Source organism: Escherichia sp. KCJ4928 (assembly GCF_004352695.1).
In the GTDB taxonomy this organism is placed as follows: domain Bacteria; phylum Pseudomonadota; class Gammaproteobacteria; order Enterobacterales; family Enterobacteriaceae; genus ECMA0423.
Genome location: NZ_SJWV01000001.1, coordinates 45,190 through 63,527, shown reverse-complemented (window position 1 = coordinate 63,527; position 18,338 = coordinate 45,190). Strand labels below are relative to the sequence as shown.

15 protein-coding genes are annotated in these 18,338 nt (G+C 50.0%); 6 read left to right on the top strand and 9 right to left on the bottom strand.

Going from position 1 to position 18,338, the window contains the following annotated elements; translation table 11 throughout:
- Positions 1 to 143 precede the first annotated feature (143 nt).
- Genes ogt through abgA form a run of 4 tightly spaced genes read right to left on the bottom strand, consistent with a single transcriptional unit; the run spans position 144 to position 4,988 of the window.
- Positions 144 to 659 carry a methylated-DNA--[protein]-cysteine S-methyltransferase gene (gene ogt / locus E0D98_RS00265; RefSeq protein WP_000945007.1) on the bottom strand — a complete coding sequence of 172 codons (516 nt, stop codon included), beginning with the start codon at positions 657 to 659 and terminating at the stop codon, positions 144 to 146.
- Between the two features lie 10 nt (positions 660 to 669).
- Positions 670 to 2,196, bottom strand: a complete 1,527-nt coding sequence (gene abgT / locus E0D98_RS00260) for a p-aminobenzoyl-glutamate transporter (protein ID WP_000062967.1) — start codon at positions 2,194 to 2,196, stop codon at positions 670 to 672.
- A 36-nt stretch (positions 2,197 to 2,232) separates the two neighbouring features.
- Entirely contained in the window at positions 2,233 to 3,678 is a 1,446-nt protein-coding gene (gene abgB, locus E0D98_RS00255; RefSeq protein ID WP_001156446.1) for a p-aminobenzoyl-glutamate hydrolase subunit AbgB, read from the bottom strand.
- Positions 3,678 to 4,988, bottom strand: a complete 1,311-nt coding sequence (abgA, locus tag E0D98_RS00250) for a p-aminobenzoyl-glutamate hydrolase subunit AbgA (protein ID WP_000444949.1) — start codon at positions 4,986 to 4,988, stop codon at positions 3,678 to 3,680. The genes abgB and abgA overlap by 1 nt, the downstream gene beginning before the upstream one ends.
- 175 nt (positions 4,989 to 5,163) lie before the next feature.
- Here abgA and E0D98_RS00245 point away from each other — a divergent pair, with 175 nt between their 5' ends.
- Both E0D98_RS00245 and smrA read left to right on the top strand, forming a co-directional pair.
- Positions 5,164 to 6,072 (top strand): LysR family transcriptional regulator, encoded by a 909-nt coding sequence (locus tag E0D98_RS00245; RefSeq protein WP_047086933.1) that lies wholly within the window; start codon positions 5,164 to 5,166, stop codon positions 6,070 to 6,072.
- 329 nt (positions 6,073 to 6,401) lie between these two features.
- Positions 6,402 to 6,965, top strand: coding sequence for a DNA endonuclease SmrA (gene smrA / locus E0D98_RS00240; RefSeq protein WP_001046821.1), 564 nt, complete (start codon positions 6,402 to 6,404; stop codon positions 6,963 to 6,965).
- A gap of 20 nt (positions 6,966 to 6,985) precedes the next feature.
- On the opposite strand, the gene dgcM is transcribed toward smrA, so the two are convergent.
- Complete coding sequence (dgcM, locus tag E0D98_RS00235) at positions 6,986 to 8,218, bottom strand: diguanylate cyclase DgcM (protein WP_001307164.1); 1,233 nt, start codon at positions 8,216 to 8,218, stop codon at positions 6,986 to 6,988.
- Between the two features lie 193 nt (positions 8,219 to 8,411).
- Between dgcM and ydaN the strand changes: the two genes are divergently transcribed.
- The 4 genes from ydaN to dbpA all read left to right on the top strand — a co-directional run bounded on the left by ydaN (position 8,412) and on the right by dbpA (position 11,307).
- On the top strand, positions 8,412 to 8,459 hold the full coding sequence (ydaN, locus tag E0D98_RS27785; protein ID WP_211180494.1) for a protein YnaN: 48 nt from the start codon (positions 8,412 to 8,414) through the stop codon (positions 8,457 to 8,459).
- A 13-nt stretch (positions 8,460 to 8,472) separates the two neighbouring features.
- The gene (gene zntB, locus E0D98_RS00230; protein WP_000387388.1) at positions 8,473 to 9,456 is read left to right on the top strand and encodes a zinc transporter ZntB; all 984 of its coding nucleotides are present in this window, start codon (positions 8,473 to 8,475) and stop codon (positions 9,454 to 9,456) included.
- Positions 9,457 to 9,730: 274 nt separating this feature from the next.
- Positions 9,731 to 9,904 carry a protein YnaL gene (ynaL, locus tag E0D98_RS28380; RefSeq protein WP_001296046.1) on the top strand — a complete coding sequence of 58 codons (174 nt, stop codon included), beginning with the start codon at positions 9,731 to 9,733 and terminating at the stop codon, positions 9,902 to 9,904.
- Positions 9,905 to 9,933: 29 nt separating this feature from the next.
- Positions 9,934 to 11,307 (top strand): ATP-dependent RNA helicase DbpA, encoded by a 1,374-nt coding sequence (gene dbpA, locus E0D98_RS00225; RefSeq protein ID WP_000123739.1) that lies wholly within the window; start codon positions 9,934 to 9,936, stop codon positions 11,305 to 11,307.
- Between the two features lie 128 nt (positions 11,308 to 11,435).
- Here dbpA and ttcA read toward each other — a convergent pair whose 3' ends face one another.
- The 4 genes from ttcA to nifJ form a co-directional block, all read right to left on the bottom strand.
- Positions 11,436 to 12,371 carry a tRNA 2-thiocytidine(32) synthetase TtcA gene (gene ttcA, locus E0D98_RS00220; protein WP_000081418.1) on the bottom strand — a complete coding sequence of 312 codons (936 nt, stop codon included), beginning with the start codon at positions 12,369 to 12,371 and terminating at the stop codon, positions 11,436 to 11,438.
- Between the two features lie 175 nt (positions 12,372 to 12,546).
- Complete coding sequence (gene uspF / locus E0D98_RS00215) at positions 12,547 to 12,981, bottom strand: universal stress protein UspF (RefSeq protein WP_001082294.1); 435 nt, start codon at positions 12,979 to 12,981, stop codon at positions 12,547 to 12,549.
- Positions 12,982 to 13,121: 140 nt separating this feature from the next.
- A complete protein-coding gene (gene ompN, locus E0D98_RS00210; protein ID WP_000837909.1) occupies positions 13,122 to 14,255 on the bottom strand; it encodes a porin OmpN in 1,134 nt (377 codons plus the stop codon).
- A gap of 366 nt (positions 14,256 to 14,621) precedes the next feature.
- Entirely contained in the window at positions 14,622 to 18,146 is a 3,525-nt protein-coding gene (nifJ, locus tag E0D98_RS00205; RefSeq protein WP_131890454.1) for a pyruvate:ferredoxin (flavodoxin) oxidoreductase, read from the bottom strand.
- Positions 18,147 to 18,338: the final 192 nt, after the last annotated feature.

Below are 18,338 nucleotides of genomic sequence, written 5' to 3'. Positions count from 1 at the left end.
GAGCAAGTAAGTCTAAGCAAACCTTAACAGCAGAGAATTCCGATATTAGATGTAAATATATGTCTATCTATTTGAAAACCCTTAAGTTGTTAAGGGTAACTTTACATAAAAGTGTGAACAAGCTGGCACAAATTGTTTAATGTTTACAGCAAAAGATAACCTTCGTGGCGCAATAACCACTCTTTTCGCTGAACTCCGCCTGCATATCCGGTCATGGTGCCGTTTCGGCCAATAACCCGATGGCAAGGTACGACGATGCTGATGGGATTCGATCCGTTTGCCGCACCAACGGCACGCGCCGCGCCAGGGCGGCCCAATTGTTCAGCCAGTTGGACGTAATGCATTACCTGCCCGCAGGGGATAGTGCGTAGTGTTTTCCAGACTTCGCGCTGAAATGGCGTCCCCCCTGTGGCAGTGGGAAGCGTATCAATAATGCTAAGATTACCGGCAAAATAATCACGAAGCTTGTCGCTTAAACCGCCTGGGTTGGTGGCAGAAATGCGCTCATAGCCTTCTTTGCGATAATGGATGTCCAGCAACTGCACCATGCGTTCGCTGTACTCTTCCCATTCAACCGCCCGCAGGCGAAATTGCTCATCGCAAATCACCCATAGTGGACCCAGTGGTGTGGCAATTTTTTCTTCAAGTAATCTCAGCATCCGTTCTCTCTTAAGACAAACGTGGGTAAATACCCGGACCTATCGGCAGGCCCACAAGATACCACGCCAGCAACATTAGCAGCCATACCACCAAAAAGATAAGCGGATAGGGCAAGACTAACGAATAGTAAGTACCCAGTTTCGCGTCTGGTTTGTAGCGTTGCAGGAATCCAAGAAACAGTGGAACAAAAGGAGATACTGGCGCTAAAGGCAATACGGATGAGTCGGCAATACGAAAGAGGATTTGCGCAAATGCCGGGTGAAAGCCAAGTAGCATAAACATTGGTACGAAAATGGGGGCCAGAATCGACCAGATTGCGGAACCGCTGGCGATAAACATGCATAAGAAAGAGGAAAGCAACGCCAGACCGACAAACGCCGGGATGCCGCTAAGCCCTGAACTTTCCAGTATATCGGTCAGCCCCACGGCGATGAATTTCCCCATGTTGCTCCAGTTAAACATGGCGACAAACTGGGCGAGGGGAAAAACCATCACGATAAATCCCGCCATCTCTTTCATCGGTTCAATCATTAAATGCGGTAAATCCGCCTGACGTCGAATTGTGCGGGTAGCGATGCCATAAGCCAGCGAGACCACAAAGAAAAAAAGAATGATCAGTGGCACGATACCTTTAATAAAGGGTGATGGCATCACGGTGTGATTAATCGGATCGCGCAATATCCCGTTTTCCGGGATCACCATCAGCGCAATCGCAGCAATAAAAAGTAGCGATACGACACCTGCTATGCGTAAACCAAAACGCTGACTTTCGGTCAATGTCTGCAGTTTCTCATCGCTGTTTCCCTGCCATTGACCTAACCGTGGCTCGATGATTTTGTCGGTTATCAGGCCGCCAACAATCGTCAGTACGACTACGGAGCTGGCCATAAAATACCAGTTATCAATTACACTGACGTGCATTTGCGGATTGAACGCAGCCGCCGCTTCCGTGCTGATCCCCGACAGCAACACGTCGGTTGTGACAATCAGTAAATTAGCCGTAAAGCCGCAACCTACGCCTGCAATGGCAGCCAGTAAACCTGCAACTGGATGCCTGCCCACCGCCAGAAAAATCAGCGCACCCATCGGTGGCATGATCACTAACGCCGCATCGGAAGAAATGTGGCTGAAAAAAGCAATAAACAGCACCATATAACTGGCGTAGCGGGCATTAACATGCGATGCCATTTTAACCATTAGCGCTGGCAGTAAGCCGACGCGCTCCGCTAGGCCGGCACCTAAAACCAGCGCCAGGATCGCTCCAAGTGGAGCAAAACCGCTAAAGTTTTTAATCACATTGGGTAAAAACCAGTGTAATCCTTCCACACTGAGCAGGTTTTTCACCACCACCGGCGTACCATCGGTCGGGTTTTTCGCACTGACGCCAAAGGCTGACAAAATTGCCGTCGTCACCATGAGTACGATTATCAAATAGATAAAGAGCAAAAAAGGATGGGGAACCTTGTTACCAATTCTTTCGACCCAGCCATAGAGCTTCCCGGATTGGGAGGACGACGGTATGGATGACATACTCATGGGCATTCCTCGGTTGTTGTGTTTGCGTTGTTGTTGTTATTTTAAAGGTGACGGTGTCACGTTTTTCGGGATAGGGCAGTGATACGGTTGCGTGTCCGTAACTTGCTGATGCTCTTGTTGGCATTCTTGCAATAGCCCTGAATCAATGAAGAGATTGACTGTGGTTGCTGCCATAGTTTTCGCCGCCAGCAGCATTCCTTTATGAGCAATAGATGTTCGCCCCTGGCTAACCAGTTGCCACGTATGTAGCGGTGTACCGACGGCAAAACAGGGGCTGAAACACTGGGCAACAGGCAGTTTCCAACTGACGTCGCCGACATCAGTCGATGCCGCAAGCACGTTATCGGTGGCGGCATATGGAGCGACCTCATTCGCCAGTACCGTTTCACGATGACGTAGTGCAAAAACCTTGCCGTTTTCGCCACCGGTTGCGGCGATATTATTCAGACTGTTTTGCCGATCGTTGGGGGTGAGCGTAGCCTGAATTTGTTTCGCAAAAGCCAGTTCTTCGGAGTTCCATTCCGGGGTACCAAAATGGGATAGGGCATGGTACATGGCATTTTCTAAGGTGCGATTCGGGAGATAACTGGAACAGGCTTTGTCGAAGCGGCATTCAACCGTGGTTTCGGTCATCAATGCCGCACCTTCGGCGATTTTGGCGACCCGATCATAAATATGCTGCACGTCGGTCATTTCGGGGGCGCGGATAAGATAAAGCACTTCTGCCTGCGCCTGGACCACGTTGGGCGAGATCCCGCCGCTATTTGTGATGGCATAGTGTACGCGCGCTTTTTCAATAATATGTTCGTTGAGGAAGTTGGTGCCAGTGGTCATCAACGTTACGGCATCAAGGGCGCTGCGTCCCAAATGAGGGGAATTCGCGGCATGTGCTGCGATCCCTTTAAAGCGCCATGATGCCTGAATGTTTGCCAGCGTGCGGGTATTGAACATACCGGCAAAGGCTTCCGGGTGCCAGGTGAGTGCCGCATCCACATCATCAAATACCCCCTCGCGAACCATGAACGTTTTACCCGAGCCGCCTTCTTCGCCAGGACAACCATAAAAGCGCACCGTGCCGCCTTGCCCATATTGTTCCAGCCATTTCTTGACGGCTATTGCAGCGGCAAAGGCGGCGGTTCCCAGCAAATTGTGTCCGCAACCGTGACCATTTTCACCGGGCGTCACGGATGTAGGTTGCGCGCAACCTGCTTGCTGACTTAAACCTGCCAGGGCGTCATATTCTCCCAGCAGGGCGATAACCGGTTTGCCTTGACCAAACGAAGCAATAAAGGCATTTGGGATATTGCCTACGTTGCGGGTAACGGTGAAGCCTGCAGATTCCAGCGCCGAAGCCAGATGCTCCGCTGACCAGAACTCTTCAAAACGTGTTTCTGGATGATCCCAGATTTGATCGGCAATATCGGTATAACGTTGGCGATCGGCTTCAATCGCATCGTCGATAAAACGATAGATTTCCTGCATCAGATACCTCGCGTCCAGGGAAAATTGAGCGCGGTGCGCGCCAGCGTTTCGACGGCAATAGCGAGAACCTGCTCGTCAAAATCGAATTTTTCGTTGTGATGACCTGCCGCCAGCTGTGTGCCAAACACCACGTAGGAGGCTTGCCCTTGATGTTGCTGCACGCGGGCCATCATTAATGTGGCATCTTCGGAACCCGCTGGCGCTTCAACACGTTCAATGGCCTGATTGACCCCCGCGACCTGAGCCGCCTGACTTTGCAACCATGCGACCCATTGCGGCGAAGGAGAACTGGCGGTAGCTGCACCCATCAGACGAGTTTCAACGCCGACACCATACATGGTTGCTGCGCCCTGAATCGCTTGTTGTGCACGGTCAAAAACATATTGATTAATGACGTCGCTGGCCCCGCGTGTTTCCACTTTCAGCAACGCCGAGGCAGGAACAACGTTACGGCCGCTTCCTGCCTGCATAACGCCCACGTTTACTCTGGAAGCTCCTTCGCTGTGCGGGGCGATTGCATGCAGTGCAAGAGTTGCTTGTGCTGCCGCCAACAAGGCATTGTGACCGTCTTCTGGTTTTGCGCCTGCGTGAGCGGCGGTCCCGGTGAAGTGCGCGTCAAATTTGGTGGTTGCCATAAAATTATCACTGCCGCACACCACGGTGCCCGCAGGTACGCCAGTGCCAATGTGCACGGCAGTAAAATAATCAACATCATCTACGACACCTGCATCGACCATCGCCCGCGCGCCACGCGTACCTTCCTCTGCAGGCTGAAAAATCAGTTTGATGACGCCATGTAGTCCGGACTCGAATTGTTTAAGGGTATGCGCCAGCCCAAGCCCAATGGCGGTATGTCCATCATGACCACAGGCATGCATCATTCCGGCGTTACATGACGCAAAACCGTCGCGGTAGGGGCGATGGCTGACATCCTGCTCTTCACTGAGATCCAGCGCGTCCATATCGACACGGAAAGCCATCACCGGACCGGGGCGACCGGTATCCAGGGTGGCGACGATACCAGTGAAACCACCTTCAAAAACCGCAATCCATTGTGCTAGCGCACCCTGTTGACGAGCGCGCTCGAATTCGCGTTGTAGAGTGAGTTCATCAGGTAGTCCCATCCGGCTACTTTCATTAACTACTTCGCGGCCCAGCGCCAGTGAATAGCCGAGCTGCTGCAATTCTTCCGCAACAAGGGTGGCAGTGCGGAATTCCACCCAGCCAGACTCTGCATAGTGATGAAAATCACGTCGCCAGTGCGATAATTTTGGGGCAAGCGAATTAACAAATTGATTCAAAGACTCCATAACCTTTCCCGTCATCAGTAAAAAGTGTGACCCGGTTCACGTAGCGATAGTTTTTACTTATCACTAACTGATTTTTCACAGTTTTAACCGTTCATAAATTACCCTGACACAATCATCTGCATTAAAGTAGATGCCAGTTTCTTTGGTCTGATAAATAACGGTTATCGGTGGCGTCATGGCTTTTCAGGTAAAAATTCATCAAATTCGTGCTTTTGTTGAAGTGGCTCGTCAGGGCAGCATTCGCGGAGCGAGCCGAATGTTGAATATGTCGCAACCGGCACTGAGTAAATCTATTCAGGAGCTGGAAGAAGGATTAGCGGCGCAACTCTTTTTTCGCCGTAGTAAAGGCGTGACGTTAACTGATGCCGGTGAAAGTTTTTATCAGCACGCCAGTCTTATTCTTGAAGAGCTGCGCGCAGCGCAAGAGGAAATTCGCCAACGACAAGGGCAACTGGCAGGGCAGATTAATATCGGCATGGGGGCCAGTATTTCCCGCAGTCTGATGCCAGCTGTCATATCTCGTTTTCATCAGCAGCATCCGCAGGTAAAAGTACGCATTATGGAAGGGCAACTGGTGTCGATGATTAATGAATTGCGTCAGGGAGAATTGGATTTCACCATCAATACCTATTATCAGGGACCGTACGACCACGAATTTACTTTTGAGAAATTACTGGAAAAGCAATTCGCGATCTTTTGCCGCCCGGGACACCCCGCCATTGGTGCCCGTTCGATCAAACAGTTACTGGATTACAGCTGGACAATGCCGACGCCACACGGCAGTTACTACAAACAGTTGAGTGAATTGCTTGACGATCAGGCGCAAACGCCACAGGTCGGTGTAGTCTGCGAGACGTTCTCAGCCTGTATCAGTCTGGTGGCAAAAAGCGATTTTCTCAGCATACTGCCTGAAGAAATGGGCTGCGATCCCTTGCACGGACAGGGGCAGGTGATGTTGCCGGTTAGCGAAATTTTACCGAAAGCGGCCTATTATTTGATTCAGCGGCGTGATAGTCGCCAGACACCACTGACCGCGTCATTAATCACGCAATTCCGGCGAGAATGCGGCTATCTGCAAAGTTAAAACTGCATAAAAAAATAGAGTCTGTCGACATCCGCCAGACTCTACAGTACACACAGCAGTGCATCCGCGTCTTAAGTCCGGCATTGTCTCCTCTGCGCCGGTGACTGTGTTATAACGGTTTTAACCTTTAGTTGCCAATTTTCTTCAGTGACAGATTTCACGAAAATATAAGTTACATTATTAATATCGTGAATGAATAATCATGCATAAGCATTTTGCTTAAAATATCGGCAATATTTGGAACTTATTACTGGAATTTTGGGTAATACGTTGTTGGACCGACCCGGTCTGGTTATCATATCGCGCTCTTAATTGCGGGAGGATGTAACATGAACCTTGACGACAAATCGCTGTTTCTTGACGCCATGGAAGATGTCCAGCCGCTGAAACGTGCTACCGATGTCCACTGGCATCCAACGCGTAACCAACGTGCGCCGCAGCGTATCGACACGCTGCAGCTTGATAATTTCCTCACCACCGGATTTCTCGACATCATCCCACTAAGTCAGCCGCTGGAGTTTCGGCGGGAAGGGTTGCAACATGGGGTGCTGGATAAGCTGCGCAGTGGTAAATATCCGCAACAGGCGAGCCTGAATCTTTTGCGCCAGCCGGTGGAAGAGTGCCGCAAAATGATGTTCAGTTTCATTCAACAAGCCATGGCTGATGGTTTGCGTAACGTGCTGATTATTCATGGCAAAGGACGGGATGATAAATCGCATGCCAATATTGTCCGCAGCTATGTGGCGCGCTGGCTGACCGAATTTGATGATGTTCAGGCATATTGCACTGCGCTACCGCATCATGGCGGCAGCGGGGCGTGTTACGTCGCACTACGTAAAACGGCGCAGGCGAAGCAAGAAAACTGGGAGCGCCACGCTAAGCGCAGTCGTTGATCTCGAGACGCATCCGCGGCTTATGCCGCCAGCACGCGGTTGCGTCCATCATTTTTCGCCCGATACAAAGCATCATCAACGCGTTTAAACAGTTCATCGATGCTTTCATTTCCTTCGTGATGCGCCACACCAATGCTGACGGTAAAGCGTGGTAAGCCCGAAATACTCACTTTTGCCACGCTTACACGGATAGTTTCAGCCAGCGAAAGCGCGGTATCCAGTGGGGTTCTTGGTAGCAATAAGACAAACTCTTCGCCTCCCCAACGAAACACCAAATCGCCTTTGCGAGCGCAACTTTCAAGGGTGCGGGCGAGGGCGCATAACACCTCATCACCTTTAGAATGCCCATAGAGATCGTTAATGTGTTTAAAACGATCGGTGTCGATGAGCAACAAGCTGTAATCCTGGGCGATGGCGAGGTGCTGCATTTGGCCTGGTTCCGTAATGTGATAAAACTGTCGCCGATTCAGTAATCCGGTCATCGCGTCATGGTGAGCAGCATGTTCCAGCTGCTCCTCCAGCCGTTTTTGCTCAGTAATATCATGCACAATACATAACATGAGCTTGTCGCCATAAATTTCAATCGGCCCGGCATAGGTCTGCACATGACGAGTAGATCCATCCGCCAGTTTATGAACAAAATTCAAAGGTTTATGACCGCCGGGTAAATGCGAAATTTCATGCATGATAGGCATGACGCGACGCCCGAGCATATTAATTTCCCAGGTATGTTTCTGGCACATCGTTTCATGGTTATAACCATAGAAATTGAGCGCGGCGAGGTTAGCATCGACGATTTGGCCATCTCGTGAGGGGTCAATCAACAACATTGGTGCAGAGTTAGTCAGAAAAAAGCGCGCATAAAAACCTTGTTTTTTGCGCTGATAATTTGCCGAGCGACTGGCTTTTAAACCCAGCGTTGCCGGCGCTTCGATACCTTCGAAAATAATCACCGGTTCTGCTTCTGTCAGCTTTCGCAAAACAAGCCGACAGCTTAATGCTGTTTCCTCTTCTTTACGCTGAACAGTGAGGATTTCGATAATATCGTGTTGGTTTTGCAGATCGGAGAGGTATTTCGGCAGTTCTTTTTGTGAGGAGACGGAATAGGGACCGGTTCGTAGCTGACTAAACGTGAGGTCTTGCATCAACAGTCGCGCCGCGCTATTGGCATAAATTAACTGTTCCTCAAAGGGCGAAACGATCCAGACAGGACTGGTGAGTAAGTCCAGGGTATTGAAGTTGTGCGTAATCATTGAGATCCCGTTATTTTTATCAATTTTTGTTGCTATCCGATCGCAAAAAAGCCACGTCATATGATCAGATAATTCTGATAATGATAGACGCTATTTAACACTTCACACGGTTTGTATACGGAAAAGCATTTTGCTTTTTGTATTCAATTTAGACAGAATTTTATTAATCATTTCAGGGTAATGGGGTGATGAGATGTTGCGTAACAGGGCCAGAAGGCTAGACTACAAAATAATGCGTTGATGATGGAGGCACTGTGGAAGCAATTAAGGGATCGGACGTTAATGTCCCGGATGCAGTATTTGCCTGGATGCTGGATGGTAGAGGCGGCGTTAAACCGCTGGAAAATACAGATGTGATTGATGAAGCGCATCCCTGCTGGCTCCACCTTAATTATGTACACCATGATAGCGCCCAATGGCTGGCGACAACACCGCTGCTTCCCAATAACGTACGTGATGCGCTGGCGGGCGAGAGCACGCGGCCCCGAGTCAGCCGTCTCGGTGAAGGCACGCTGATTACATTGCGCTGTATAAACGGCAGCACCGATGAACGCCCCGATCAACTGGTCGCCATGCGTGTATATATGGACGGGCGGTTAATTGTTTCGACCCGACAACGCAAAGTGCTGGCGCTGGACGATGTGGTGAGCGATCTGGAAGAGGGCACGGGTCCGACCGATTGCGGAGGGTGGCTGGTGGATGTGTGCGATGCGTTGACCGATCATTCCAGCGAATTTATCGAGCAGCTGCACGATAAAATTATCGACCTTGAAGATAATCTCCTTGATCAGCAAATTCCACCGCGTGGATTCCTGGCTCTGCTGCGCAAACAATTAATCGTGATGCGTCGCTATATGGCACCGCAACGTGATGTTTATGCTCGTCTTGCCAGTGAACGTTTGCCGTGGATGAGCGATGACCAACGCCGTCGGATGCAGGATATTGCCGATCGCCTTGGGCGCGGTCTTGACGAAATCGACGCCTGTATAGCACGGACTGGCGTGATGGCGGATGAAATCGCTCAGGTGATGCAGGAAAATTTAGCTCGTCGTACCTATACAATGTCATTGATGGCAATGGTCTTTTTACCCAGTACCTTTCTGACAGGGTTATTTGGCGTCAACCTTGGTGGGATCCCTGGCGGCGGGTGGCAATTCGGATTTTCAATTTTTTGTATTCTGTTAGTTGTTCTTATTGGTGGTGTTGCTTTATGGTTGCACCGTAGTAAATGGTTGTAACAAAAGCAATTTTTCCGGCTGTCTGTATACAAAAACGCCGCAAAGTTTGAGCGAAGTCAATAAACTCTCTACCCATTCAGGGCAATATCTCCCTTGCAGGTGAATGCAACGTCAAGCGATGGGCGTTGCGCTCCATATTGTCTTACTTCCTTTTTTGAATTACTGCATAGCACAATTGATTCGTACGACGCCGACTTTGATGAGTCGGCTTTTTTTTGCCTGTTATTTATCAGCGTCTACCCTTTAAGAGTCCACCCAATGACCGGAGGGAAATATGACGACACTTATTTATTTGCAAATTCCTGTCCCTGAACCGATTCCTGGCGATCCTGTTCCAGTGCCCGATCCGATCCCTCGCCCGCAACCCATGCCTGACCCACCACCTGATGAAGAACCGATTAAATTGTCGCATCGTGAGCGTAGATCTGCGAGGATACGCGCCTGCTAACTTTGCGTCGATGACCACGAGAATAGATTGTGACCGCTTTTTCTACCCTGAATGTTTTGCCTCCCGCCCAACTCACGAACCTTAATGAGTTGGGTTATTTAACCATGACGCCGGTGCAGGCCGCCGCGCTTCCGGCGATCCTTGCCGGAAAAGATGTTCGCGTGCAGGCGAAAACCGGCAGCGGCAAAACGGCGGCTTTTGGCCTCGGCTTGTTACAGCAAATTGATGCGTCGCTATTTCAAACCCAGGCTTTAGTGCTGTGTCCTACGCGTGAACTGGCGGATCAGGTGGCAGGTGAATTGCGTCGGCTGGCGCGTTTTCTGCCAAATACCAAAATTTTGACGTTGTGCGGTGGTCAACCGTTCGGTATGCAGCGTGATTCGTTGCAACATGCGCCGCATATTATCGTGGCAACGCCGGGTCGTTTGCTGGATCACTTGCAAAAAGGCACGGTATCACTGGATGCGCTGAATACTTTGGTGATGGATGAGGCCGACCGCATGCTGGATATGGGATTTAGCGATGCCATTGATGATGTCATCCGTTTTGCGCCTGCATCTCGACAGACGCTTCTGTTTTCGGCAACCTGGCCGGAAGCCATCGCCGCAATCAGCGGACGAGTGCAACGCGATCCTTTGGCGATTGAAATTGACTCAACAGATGCTTTGCCACCCATTGAACAACAATTTTATGAGACATCCAGTAAAGGCAAAATTCCTCTGTTGCAACGGTTATTAAGTTTGCATCAGCCATCCTCTTGTGTGGTGTTTTGCAATACCAAAAAAGATTGCCAGGCTGTCTGCGACGCGCTGAATGAAGTAGGGCAAAGTGCATTGTCGTTACACGGCGATCTGGAGCAACGCGATCGCGATCAGACCCTGGTACGTTTTGCTAACGGTAGCGCCCGTGTACTGGTTGCGACTGATGTTGCTGCGCGTGGTCTGGATATTAAATCGCTTGAGCTGGTGGTGAACTTTGAGCTGGCGTGGGACCCTGAAGTTCATGTACATCGCATCGGTCGTACAGCTCGTGCAGGAAATAGCGGTCTGGCGATCAGTTTCTGTGCTCCGGAAGAAGCACAGCGGGCCAATATCATTTCTGACATGTTGCAGATAAAACTTAACTGGCAAACGCCGCCAGCTAATAGTTCCATTTTGCCGCTGGAAGCAGAAATGGCAACGTTGTGTATCGATGGCGGGAAAAAAGCCAAAATGCGCCCGGGTGATGTATTAGGTGCGCTGACAGGAGACATCGGGCTTGATGGCGTAGATATTGGCAAAATCGCCGTGCATCCGGCGCATGTCTATGTCGCGGTCCGTCAGGCTGTTGCTCATAAAGCATGGAAACAGTTACAGGGCGGGAAGATTAAAGGAAAAACGTGCCGGGTGCGGTTATTAAAATAATGAAATGTTGAATTGCCGGGTGCAAGAGTAAACATCTTATGCGGGATTGCCGGATGCGACGCTGGCCGCGTCTTATCCGGCCTCCATAAGAGTAGCCCGATACGCTTGCGCATCGGGCGCTATCCTGGTTATTTCACTTCAACCACATTCAGCCGTAACTCATCCAACTGATTTTCATCTTCTTCTGGCTGCCAACCCGCCGGTTGTAGTGGGATCTCTTCGCGATCAAACGCCAGATCACCCCCGTTAACCACTTCAGAACCGTGGGTAATGCCTTTGAAATCGAACAGGTTGGTATCGCACAGATGCGACGGCACCACATTCTGCATCGCGCTGAACATCGTCTCGATACGCCCTGGATAACGTTTATCCCAGTCACGCAACATGTCAGCAATCACCTGACGTTGCAGGTTAGGCTGTGAACCGCACAGGTTGCACGGAATAATCGGGAACGCTTTTGCATCGGCAAATCGCTGAATATCTTTCTCGCGGCAGTAGGCCAGCGGACGAATAACGATATGTTTGCCATCATCGCTCATCAGTTTCGGAGGCATACCTTTCATCTTGCCGCCGTAGAACATATTTAAGAACAACGTTTGCAGGATATCGTCACGATGGTGACCCAACGCGATCTTCGTCGCCCCCAGTTCCGTTGCGGTACGATAAAGGATACCGCGACGAAGGCGAGAACACAGTGAGCAAGTGGTTTTGCCCTCTGGAATCTTCTCTTTCACGATACCGTAAGTATTCTCTTCAACAATCTTGTACTCAACGCCCAGCTTTTCAAGATACTCGGGCAGAACGTGTTCCGGGAAGCCCGGTTGCTTTTGATCGAGGTTAACAGCCACCAGCGAAAAATTGATTGGCGCGCTTTGCTGCAAATTGCGCAGAATCTCCAGCATGGTATAGCTGTCTTTACCCCCGGAGAGGCAAACCATGATGCGATCGCCTTCTTCAATCATATTGAAGTCAGCAATGGCTTCGCCCACGTTACGACGCAGACGTTTTTGTAATTTGTTCAGGTTGTATTGTTCTTTCTTACTAATTTCTTGATTTTGCGACATTTAAAAGCGACTCAATTCGTTATATGGCATCAGAAGAGTATGCGTCATGCCGGAACGCCCAGCATAAGAAATCTGATATAAAAACTGTGGCGTGTATGGTACGGATTAGAGGGGAAAATGTCAGCACATTTGCGAAATGAATCAAAAAGCCCGCAGCAATGTGCGGGCGTTAGTGTCAGCGCACAACCAGCACGGAGCACTCTGCGTGACGCACTACAGCTGCGGCGTTGGAACCGAGCAGATAAGTGGTGATATCCGGTCGATGGGAAGCAATGATGATCATATGAGCGGGGATCTTCTTCGCCATTTCCAGAATGCGGTCTTTGGGCGAGCCTTCCTCAACATGGACATGCACTCTGTCGGTTGGCAGTTTAAATTTTTTAATGATCTCTTCCAGTTGCGATTTGGCTTCCGCTTTCAGGTCATCCATTGCCGGTAATTCTGCGGAATACGCTAAACCCAGAGAGGCATAGTAGGGCAGTGAAGGTATTACCGTCAGGAAATGAACCTCTGCATCATCAATCTTTGCCTCTGCCTCAACGTGGCTAATCACGCGTTGAGTTAATTCTGAATCGGAAATATCGATAGGGACAAGAATCGTTCTGTTCATAAAACCTCCTGTTTTAGTATCCGCATAAAGTGTAACGCCAGATGACACTTTTTGTGTAATGACGGAGTTCACATTTTTAATTTAGATCAAAGGAGGAAGAATAAGCAGAAAAAGCCCGCCATAACAGCGGGCAGGAGGATTTAGAACTGATAAACCAGACCTAAAGCGACAATATCATCGGTAGAGATGCCATTGGCAGCGTAGAAACTGTCATCTTCATCCAACAGGTTGATTTTATAGTCAACATAAGTGGACATGTTTTTATTGAAATAGTAAGTCGCGCCAACATCGGCGTATTTAACCAGATCTTTATCATCAACACCTGCCGGGTTGTCTGCACCACCGGCAGCGTGCAGGTCACGGCCTTTAGACATCAGGAAAGAGACTGCCGGACGCAGACCAAAATCAAACTGGTACTGTGCAGTGACTTCAAAGTTCTGGGTTTTGTTTGCAACAGCATAATCGCTGTCGCCAAACGGGGTCATATTACGCGTTTCTGAATACATGGTTGCCAGGTAAATATTGTTAGCATCGTATTTTAGCCCAGCAGTCCACGCGTCTGCTTTATCACCACCCGCCGCAGTATGGTTAACCTGATCATTGGTGCGGTCAGAAGAGGTGTATGCCGCACCAGCGCTAAAGCCCATGCCTAAATCATATGTTGTGGAAAGACCCCAGCCGTCACCGTTTTCATGGCGAACATCACGTCCGTTGTTGGTGCCTTCCTGACCATTACTGGCACCTTCGTTGTTACCTTGATACTGCACCGCGAAGTTCAGACCATTTATCAGACCGAAGAAATCAGTATTACGATAAGTCGCGACGCCATTGGCTCGACCAGTCATAAAGTTGTCTGCATTGGTATAAGAGTCACCGCCAAATTCAGGCAGCATATCGGTCCAGCCTTCGATGTCGTACATTACGCCATAATTACGTCCGTAATCGAAAGAACCGTAATCTGCAAATTTCAGCCCGGCAAATGCCAGACGGGTCCATGACTGGTTTTTTGAAGATTCAGTGTTGTTTGCCTGAATATTGTATTCCCATTGACCGTAGCCAGTGAGTTGATCGTTAATTTGGGTTTCGCCTTTAAAACCCAGACGCGCATAGCTCTGGTCGCCATCTTTCGCCGAATTATCAGAAAAATAATGCAGGCCATCAACTTTGCCATACAGATCTAATTTGTTGCCGTCTTTATTATAAACTTCGGCTGCATGTGCAGCACCTGCGGCGAGCAGGGCAGGAATTAAAAGTGCCAGTACTTTGCTTTTCATTGAATAAATCCTTTAGTTATTTTATTTGCCTTTTATCCCCATTTCGGGGAGTGAAAACATCCTAAAGGAGAAGTTCAGTTAGCCGATAAATATCATTTGTTACGCCTTAAGTAAAACCTTAATCAAATAATCCCTCTGAAATGATAATAAGTTTGGTGAATGTATCGAAGATAATACATACAAAATAAAAATTATACTTTTAATTTTCTATACGTTATTCTGCGCGGGTTATATGCCTTTATTGTCACAGATTTTATTTTCTGTTGGGCCATTGCATTGCCACTGATTTTCCAACATATAAAAAGACAAGCCCGAACAGTCGTCCGGGCTTTTTTTTTAGAATTGGATAATCCTTATCCAGAGCATTTAATCGGTGTTGCTTTTTTCCGCTTTTCCGGCCATTTGTGCCAGGAAGTCATAGCGTTTTTGCAAATCAGCTGCAGCATCTTTCCATAACTGTTCTGCCACTTCTGGCTGCTGCGAATTCAGACGACGGAAACGTTGCTCGTGAAGTAACGTTTCTTCCAGTGCTTCTGACGGCGGGCGTGAATCCAGCGCCAGCGGCAGTTTGCCTTCATCGGCACGACGAGGATCGAAGCGATATAGCGGCCAGAAGCCGGTAGCTGTGAGTTGGCGCATCTGGTCATGGCTGAGTGCCAGATCGTAACCATGCTCTTCACACGGGCTATAAGCAATGATCAGCGATGGCCCCGGATACGCTTCCGCTTCCTGAATCGCTTTCACCGTCTGGTTCAGCTGCGCGCCGAGAGAAATCTGCGCCACATAAACATGACCGTACATCATCATACTGACGCCAAGATCTTTACGCGCTTTACGTTTGCCGTGCTCGCCGAACTTAGTTACTGCACCCAGCGGTGTCGCTTTCGACGCCTGACCACCGGTGTTGGAATAGCATTGCGTATCCAGCACCAGAATGTTGACGTTTTCCGTCAAACTCAATACATGATCCAGACCGCCAAAGCCGATATCGTAAGCCCAGCCGTCGCCACCAATCAGCCAGATTGATTTTTCCACCAGTGCATCTGCGTCACGCAGCAGTTCATGTGCTTCGGCAACATCGTTGAGTTGCTGGCGTAAAGCTGCGACCTGTTCTCGACGAACCTCTGGCGTAGCGTCTGATTTCAACGCTGTCAGTAATTCCGCCGGGATTTTATCGGCAAATTGATCCAGCAGACGCAGCACGCGGACACGGTGTTGATCGACCGTCAGGCGGAAACCAAGGCCAAATTCGGCATTATCTTCAAATAGAGAGTTCGCCCATGCCGGCCCACGACCGTTGGCATCGGTGGTATACGGTGTAGAGGGCAGGTTACCGCCATAAATTGAAGAACAGCCGGTGGCGTTAGCGATCAACATCCGGTCGCCATAGAGCTGAGTCAGTAATTTAATATACGGCGTCTCGCCACAACCGGAGCAAGCACCTGAATATTCAAACAGCGGTGTAATCAGCTGCGATGTACGAATATCAATACGTTCCAGTTTGCTACGGTCGATTTCTGGCAGGTTGAGGAAGAAATCGTAATTGATTTTCTCTTCTTCGACATGTTCCAGGCGCGACATCATATTGATGGCTTTAATCTCTGGATTCTGACGGTCTTTCGCCGGGCAAACTTCGACGCACAGGTTACAACCGGTGCAATCTTCCGGAGCCACCTGCAAGACATATTTCTGCCCGCGCATATCACGCGATTTCACATCCAGCGAATGCAGGCTGGCAGGGGCGTTTTCCATCGCTTCAGGCGGTACCACTTTTGCGCGAATAGCTGAGTGTGGGCAAGCGGCGACGCAGTGGTTACATTGGGTACAGAGTTCCTCTTTCCAGATGGGGATCTCTTCGGCGATATTGCGTTTTTCCCAGCGAGTGGTGCCCATCGGCCAGGTGCCGTCTGGCGGCAGCGCCGAAACGGGGAGGGCATCACCAAGCCCTGCGAGCATCGCTGCGGTTACGGTTTTCACGAAATCAGGGGCGGCATCGGAAACCACTGGCGGTCGATTGGCGCTGTGCGGATTTACCGGTTGCAACGGAACTTCTTCTACGGATTCACGCGCCAGCGCCAGAGCCTGCCAGTTGCGTTCCACCAGATCCTGGCCTTTGCTACTGTAACTTTTGGCAATCGCACCCTGCAATTCTGCGAGGGCGCTATCGCCAGGCAGAATTTGCGTCAGATGGAAAAAAGCCATCTGCATGACGGTATTAATACGGGCCGCCAGGCCACATTCGCGGGCGATTTTCGCCGCGTTAATCACATAGAAGCGCGCTTTTTTCTGATTTAGCACGGCCTGAACTTCCTGCGGCAAGCGCGACCACACTTCATCTGCGCTGTACGGCGTGTTGAGCAGGAAAATGCCGCCAGGTTTTAAACGCTCAGCCATCTGATATTTATCGATAAACTGCAACTGGTGGCAGCCAACAAAATCAGCCTGGGAAATGAGATAAGCGGAACGAATCGGCTGTTCGCTCACGCGAAGGTGAGAAACCGTCAGGCCGCCCGCCTTTTTGGAGTCGTAAACAAAATAGCCCTGTGCGTACCACGGCGTGGAATTACCGATAATCTTGATATTGTTTTTGGTCGCGGAAACGCTGCCATCACTACCAAGGCCATAAAACAAGGCTTCCAGTTTCGCCGAGTTTGGCAGGGTGTTTTCCGGCAACGGCAGTGACAGATTGGTCACATCATCGTAAATACCAACCGTAAAGCGCGCTTTCGGTTTAGCCGCGTTGAGCTCGGCAAATACCGCCAGTACACAGTCCGGGCCAAATTCTTTGGATGAAAGACCATAGCGCCCACCAATGACACGGGGCAGAGTTTCGCGCTCGCCATTATTAAAGGCTTCTGCCAGTGCGGTCATTACATCCAGATAGAGCGGTTCTGCCTGGGCACCGGGTTCTTTGGTTCTGTCCAGTACCGCCACGCTGCGTACGGATCCCGGCAGAGCTTGCAGCAAGTGTTTGGCGGAGAAGGGACGGTACAGGCGAACTTTCAGCACGCCAACTTTTTCGCCACGGGTTAGCAATTCATCAACCACTTCTTCACAGGTGCCAATGGCAGAGCCCATCAGGATAATCACCCGTTCCGCTTGCGGATGCCCGTAATATTCAAACGGCTGATACTGACGACCTGTCGCGGCAGAGAAATCATTCATCGCCTGTTCAACATGGTCATAGACCGCGTCGTACCATGGGTTGGTGGCTTCGCGAGACTGGAAATAAGTGTCAGGATTGGCGGACGTACCGCGGATCACCGGATGTTCCGGGTTGAGCGCCCGGGCGCGATGAGCATCAATTTCGGCCTGCGGCATGAGATCAAGAATAGTGTCATTGGCCAGCGGGACAATTTTATTGATTTCGTGGGACGTGCGGAAACCATCAAAGAAATGAATAAATGGCACGCGGCTCTTCAGCGTTGCGATGTGCGAAATGAGAGCAAAATCTTGCGCTTCCTGGACGTTAGCCGCACACAACATCGCGCAACCCGTCTGGCGCACCGCCATAACGTCGGAATGATCGCCAAAAATAGAAAGTGCATGTGTGGCAACGGTACGTGCCGCTACATGCAGGACAAATGGCGTCAGTTCGCCTGCCAGTTTGTACAGCGTCGGGATCATCAGCAGCAAACCCTGCGATGACGTAAACGATGTTGAAAGGGCACCCGTCTGCAAAGCGCCATGCACGGTAGCGATAGCACCCGCTTCCGACTGCATTTCAACTACGCGTGGTGTGTCTCCCCAAACGTTCTTTAAGCCGTTTCCGGCCCAGGCATCAGCCTGTTCTGCCATCGTGGAACTGGGGGTAATAGGGTAGATGGCGATAACTTCACTGGTGCGAAACGCCACCGAAGCAACCGCGCCATTACCGTCAATAGTAATCATATGACACCCTTACATTGCGCAAATGAGGGGCGCACGAAATTGCTGCGCGCCCAGTAGTAATCCTTCAATTTTAGCAAATGGCTTTCTTCTGCATTTTCGCTTTTGTGTCCCCCACATCAGCGTAATGAATGTTTTGATCAAACAGAGGGCAAAAAAATAGCCATAAAAAAGTAAAAATGCGGGGCAACGCGC

Bases quoted from the DNA above. Each gene is read 5' to 3' on its own strand.
- ogt (WP_000945007.1), bottom strand. From the start codon at position 659: ATGCTGAGATTACTTGAAGAAAAAATTGCCACACCACTGGGTCCACTA.
- abgT (WP_000062967.1), bottom strand. From the start codon at position 2,196: ATGAGTATGTCATCCATACCGTCGTCCTCCCAATCCGGGAAGCTCTAT.
- abgB (WP_001156446.1), bottom strand. From the start codon at position 3,678: ATGCAGGAAATCTATCGTTTTATCGACGATGCGATTGAAGCCGATCGC.
- abgA (WP_000444949.1), bottom strand. From the start codon at position 4,988: ATGGAGTCTTTGAATCAATTTGTTAATTCGCTTGCCCCAAAATTATCG.
- E0D98_RS00245 (WP_047086933.1), top strand. From the start codon at position 5,164: ATGGCTTTTCAGGTAAAAATTCATCAAATTCGTGCTTTTGTTGAAGTG.
- smrA (WP_001046821.1), top strand. From the start codon at position 6,402: ATGAACCTTGACGACAAATCGCTGTTTCTTGACGCCATGGAAGATGTC.
- dgcM (WP_001307164.1), bottom strand. From the start codon at position 8,218: ATGATTACGCACAACTTCAATACCCTGGACTTACTCACCAGTCCTGTC.
- ynaL (WP_001296046.1), top strand. From the start codon at position 9,731: ATGACGACACTTATTTATTTGCAAATTCCTGTCCCTGAACCGATTCCT.
- ttcA (WP_000081418.1), bottom strand. From the start codon at position 12,371: ATGTCGCAAAATCAAGAAATTAGTAAGAAAGAACAATACAACCTGAAC.
- uspF (WP_001082294.1), bottom strand. From the start codon at position 12,981: ATGAACAGAACGATTCTTGTCCCTATCGATATTTCCGATTCAGAATTA.
- ompN (WP_000837909.1), bottom strand. From the start codon at position 14,255: ATGAAAAGCAAAGTACTGGCACTTTTAATTCCTGCCCTGCTCGCCGCA.
- nifJ (WP_131890454.1), bottom strand. From the start codon at position 18,146: ATGATTACTATTGACGGTAATGGCGCGGTTGCTTCGGTGGCGTTTCGC.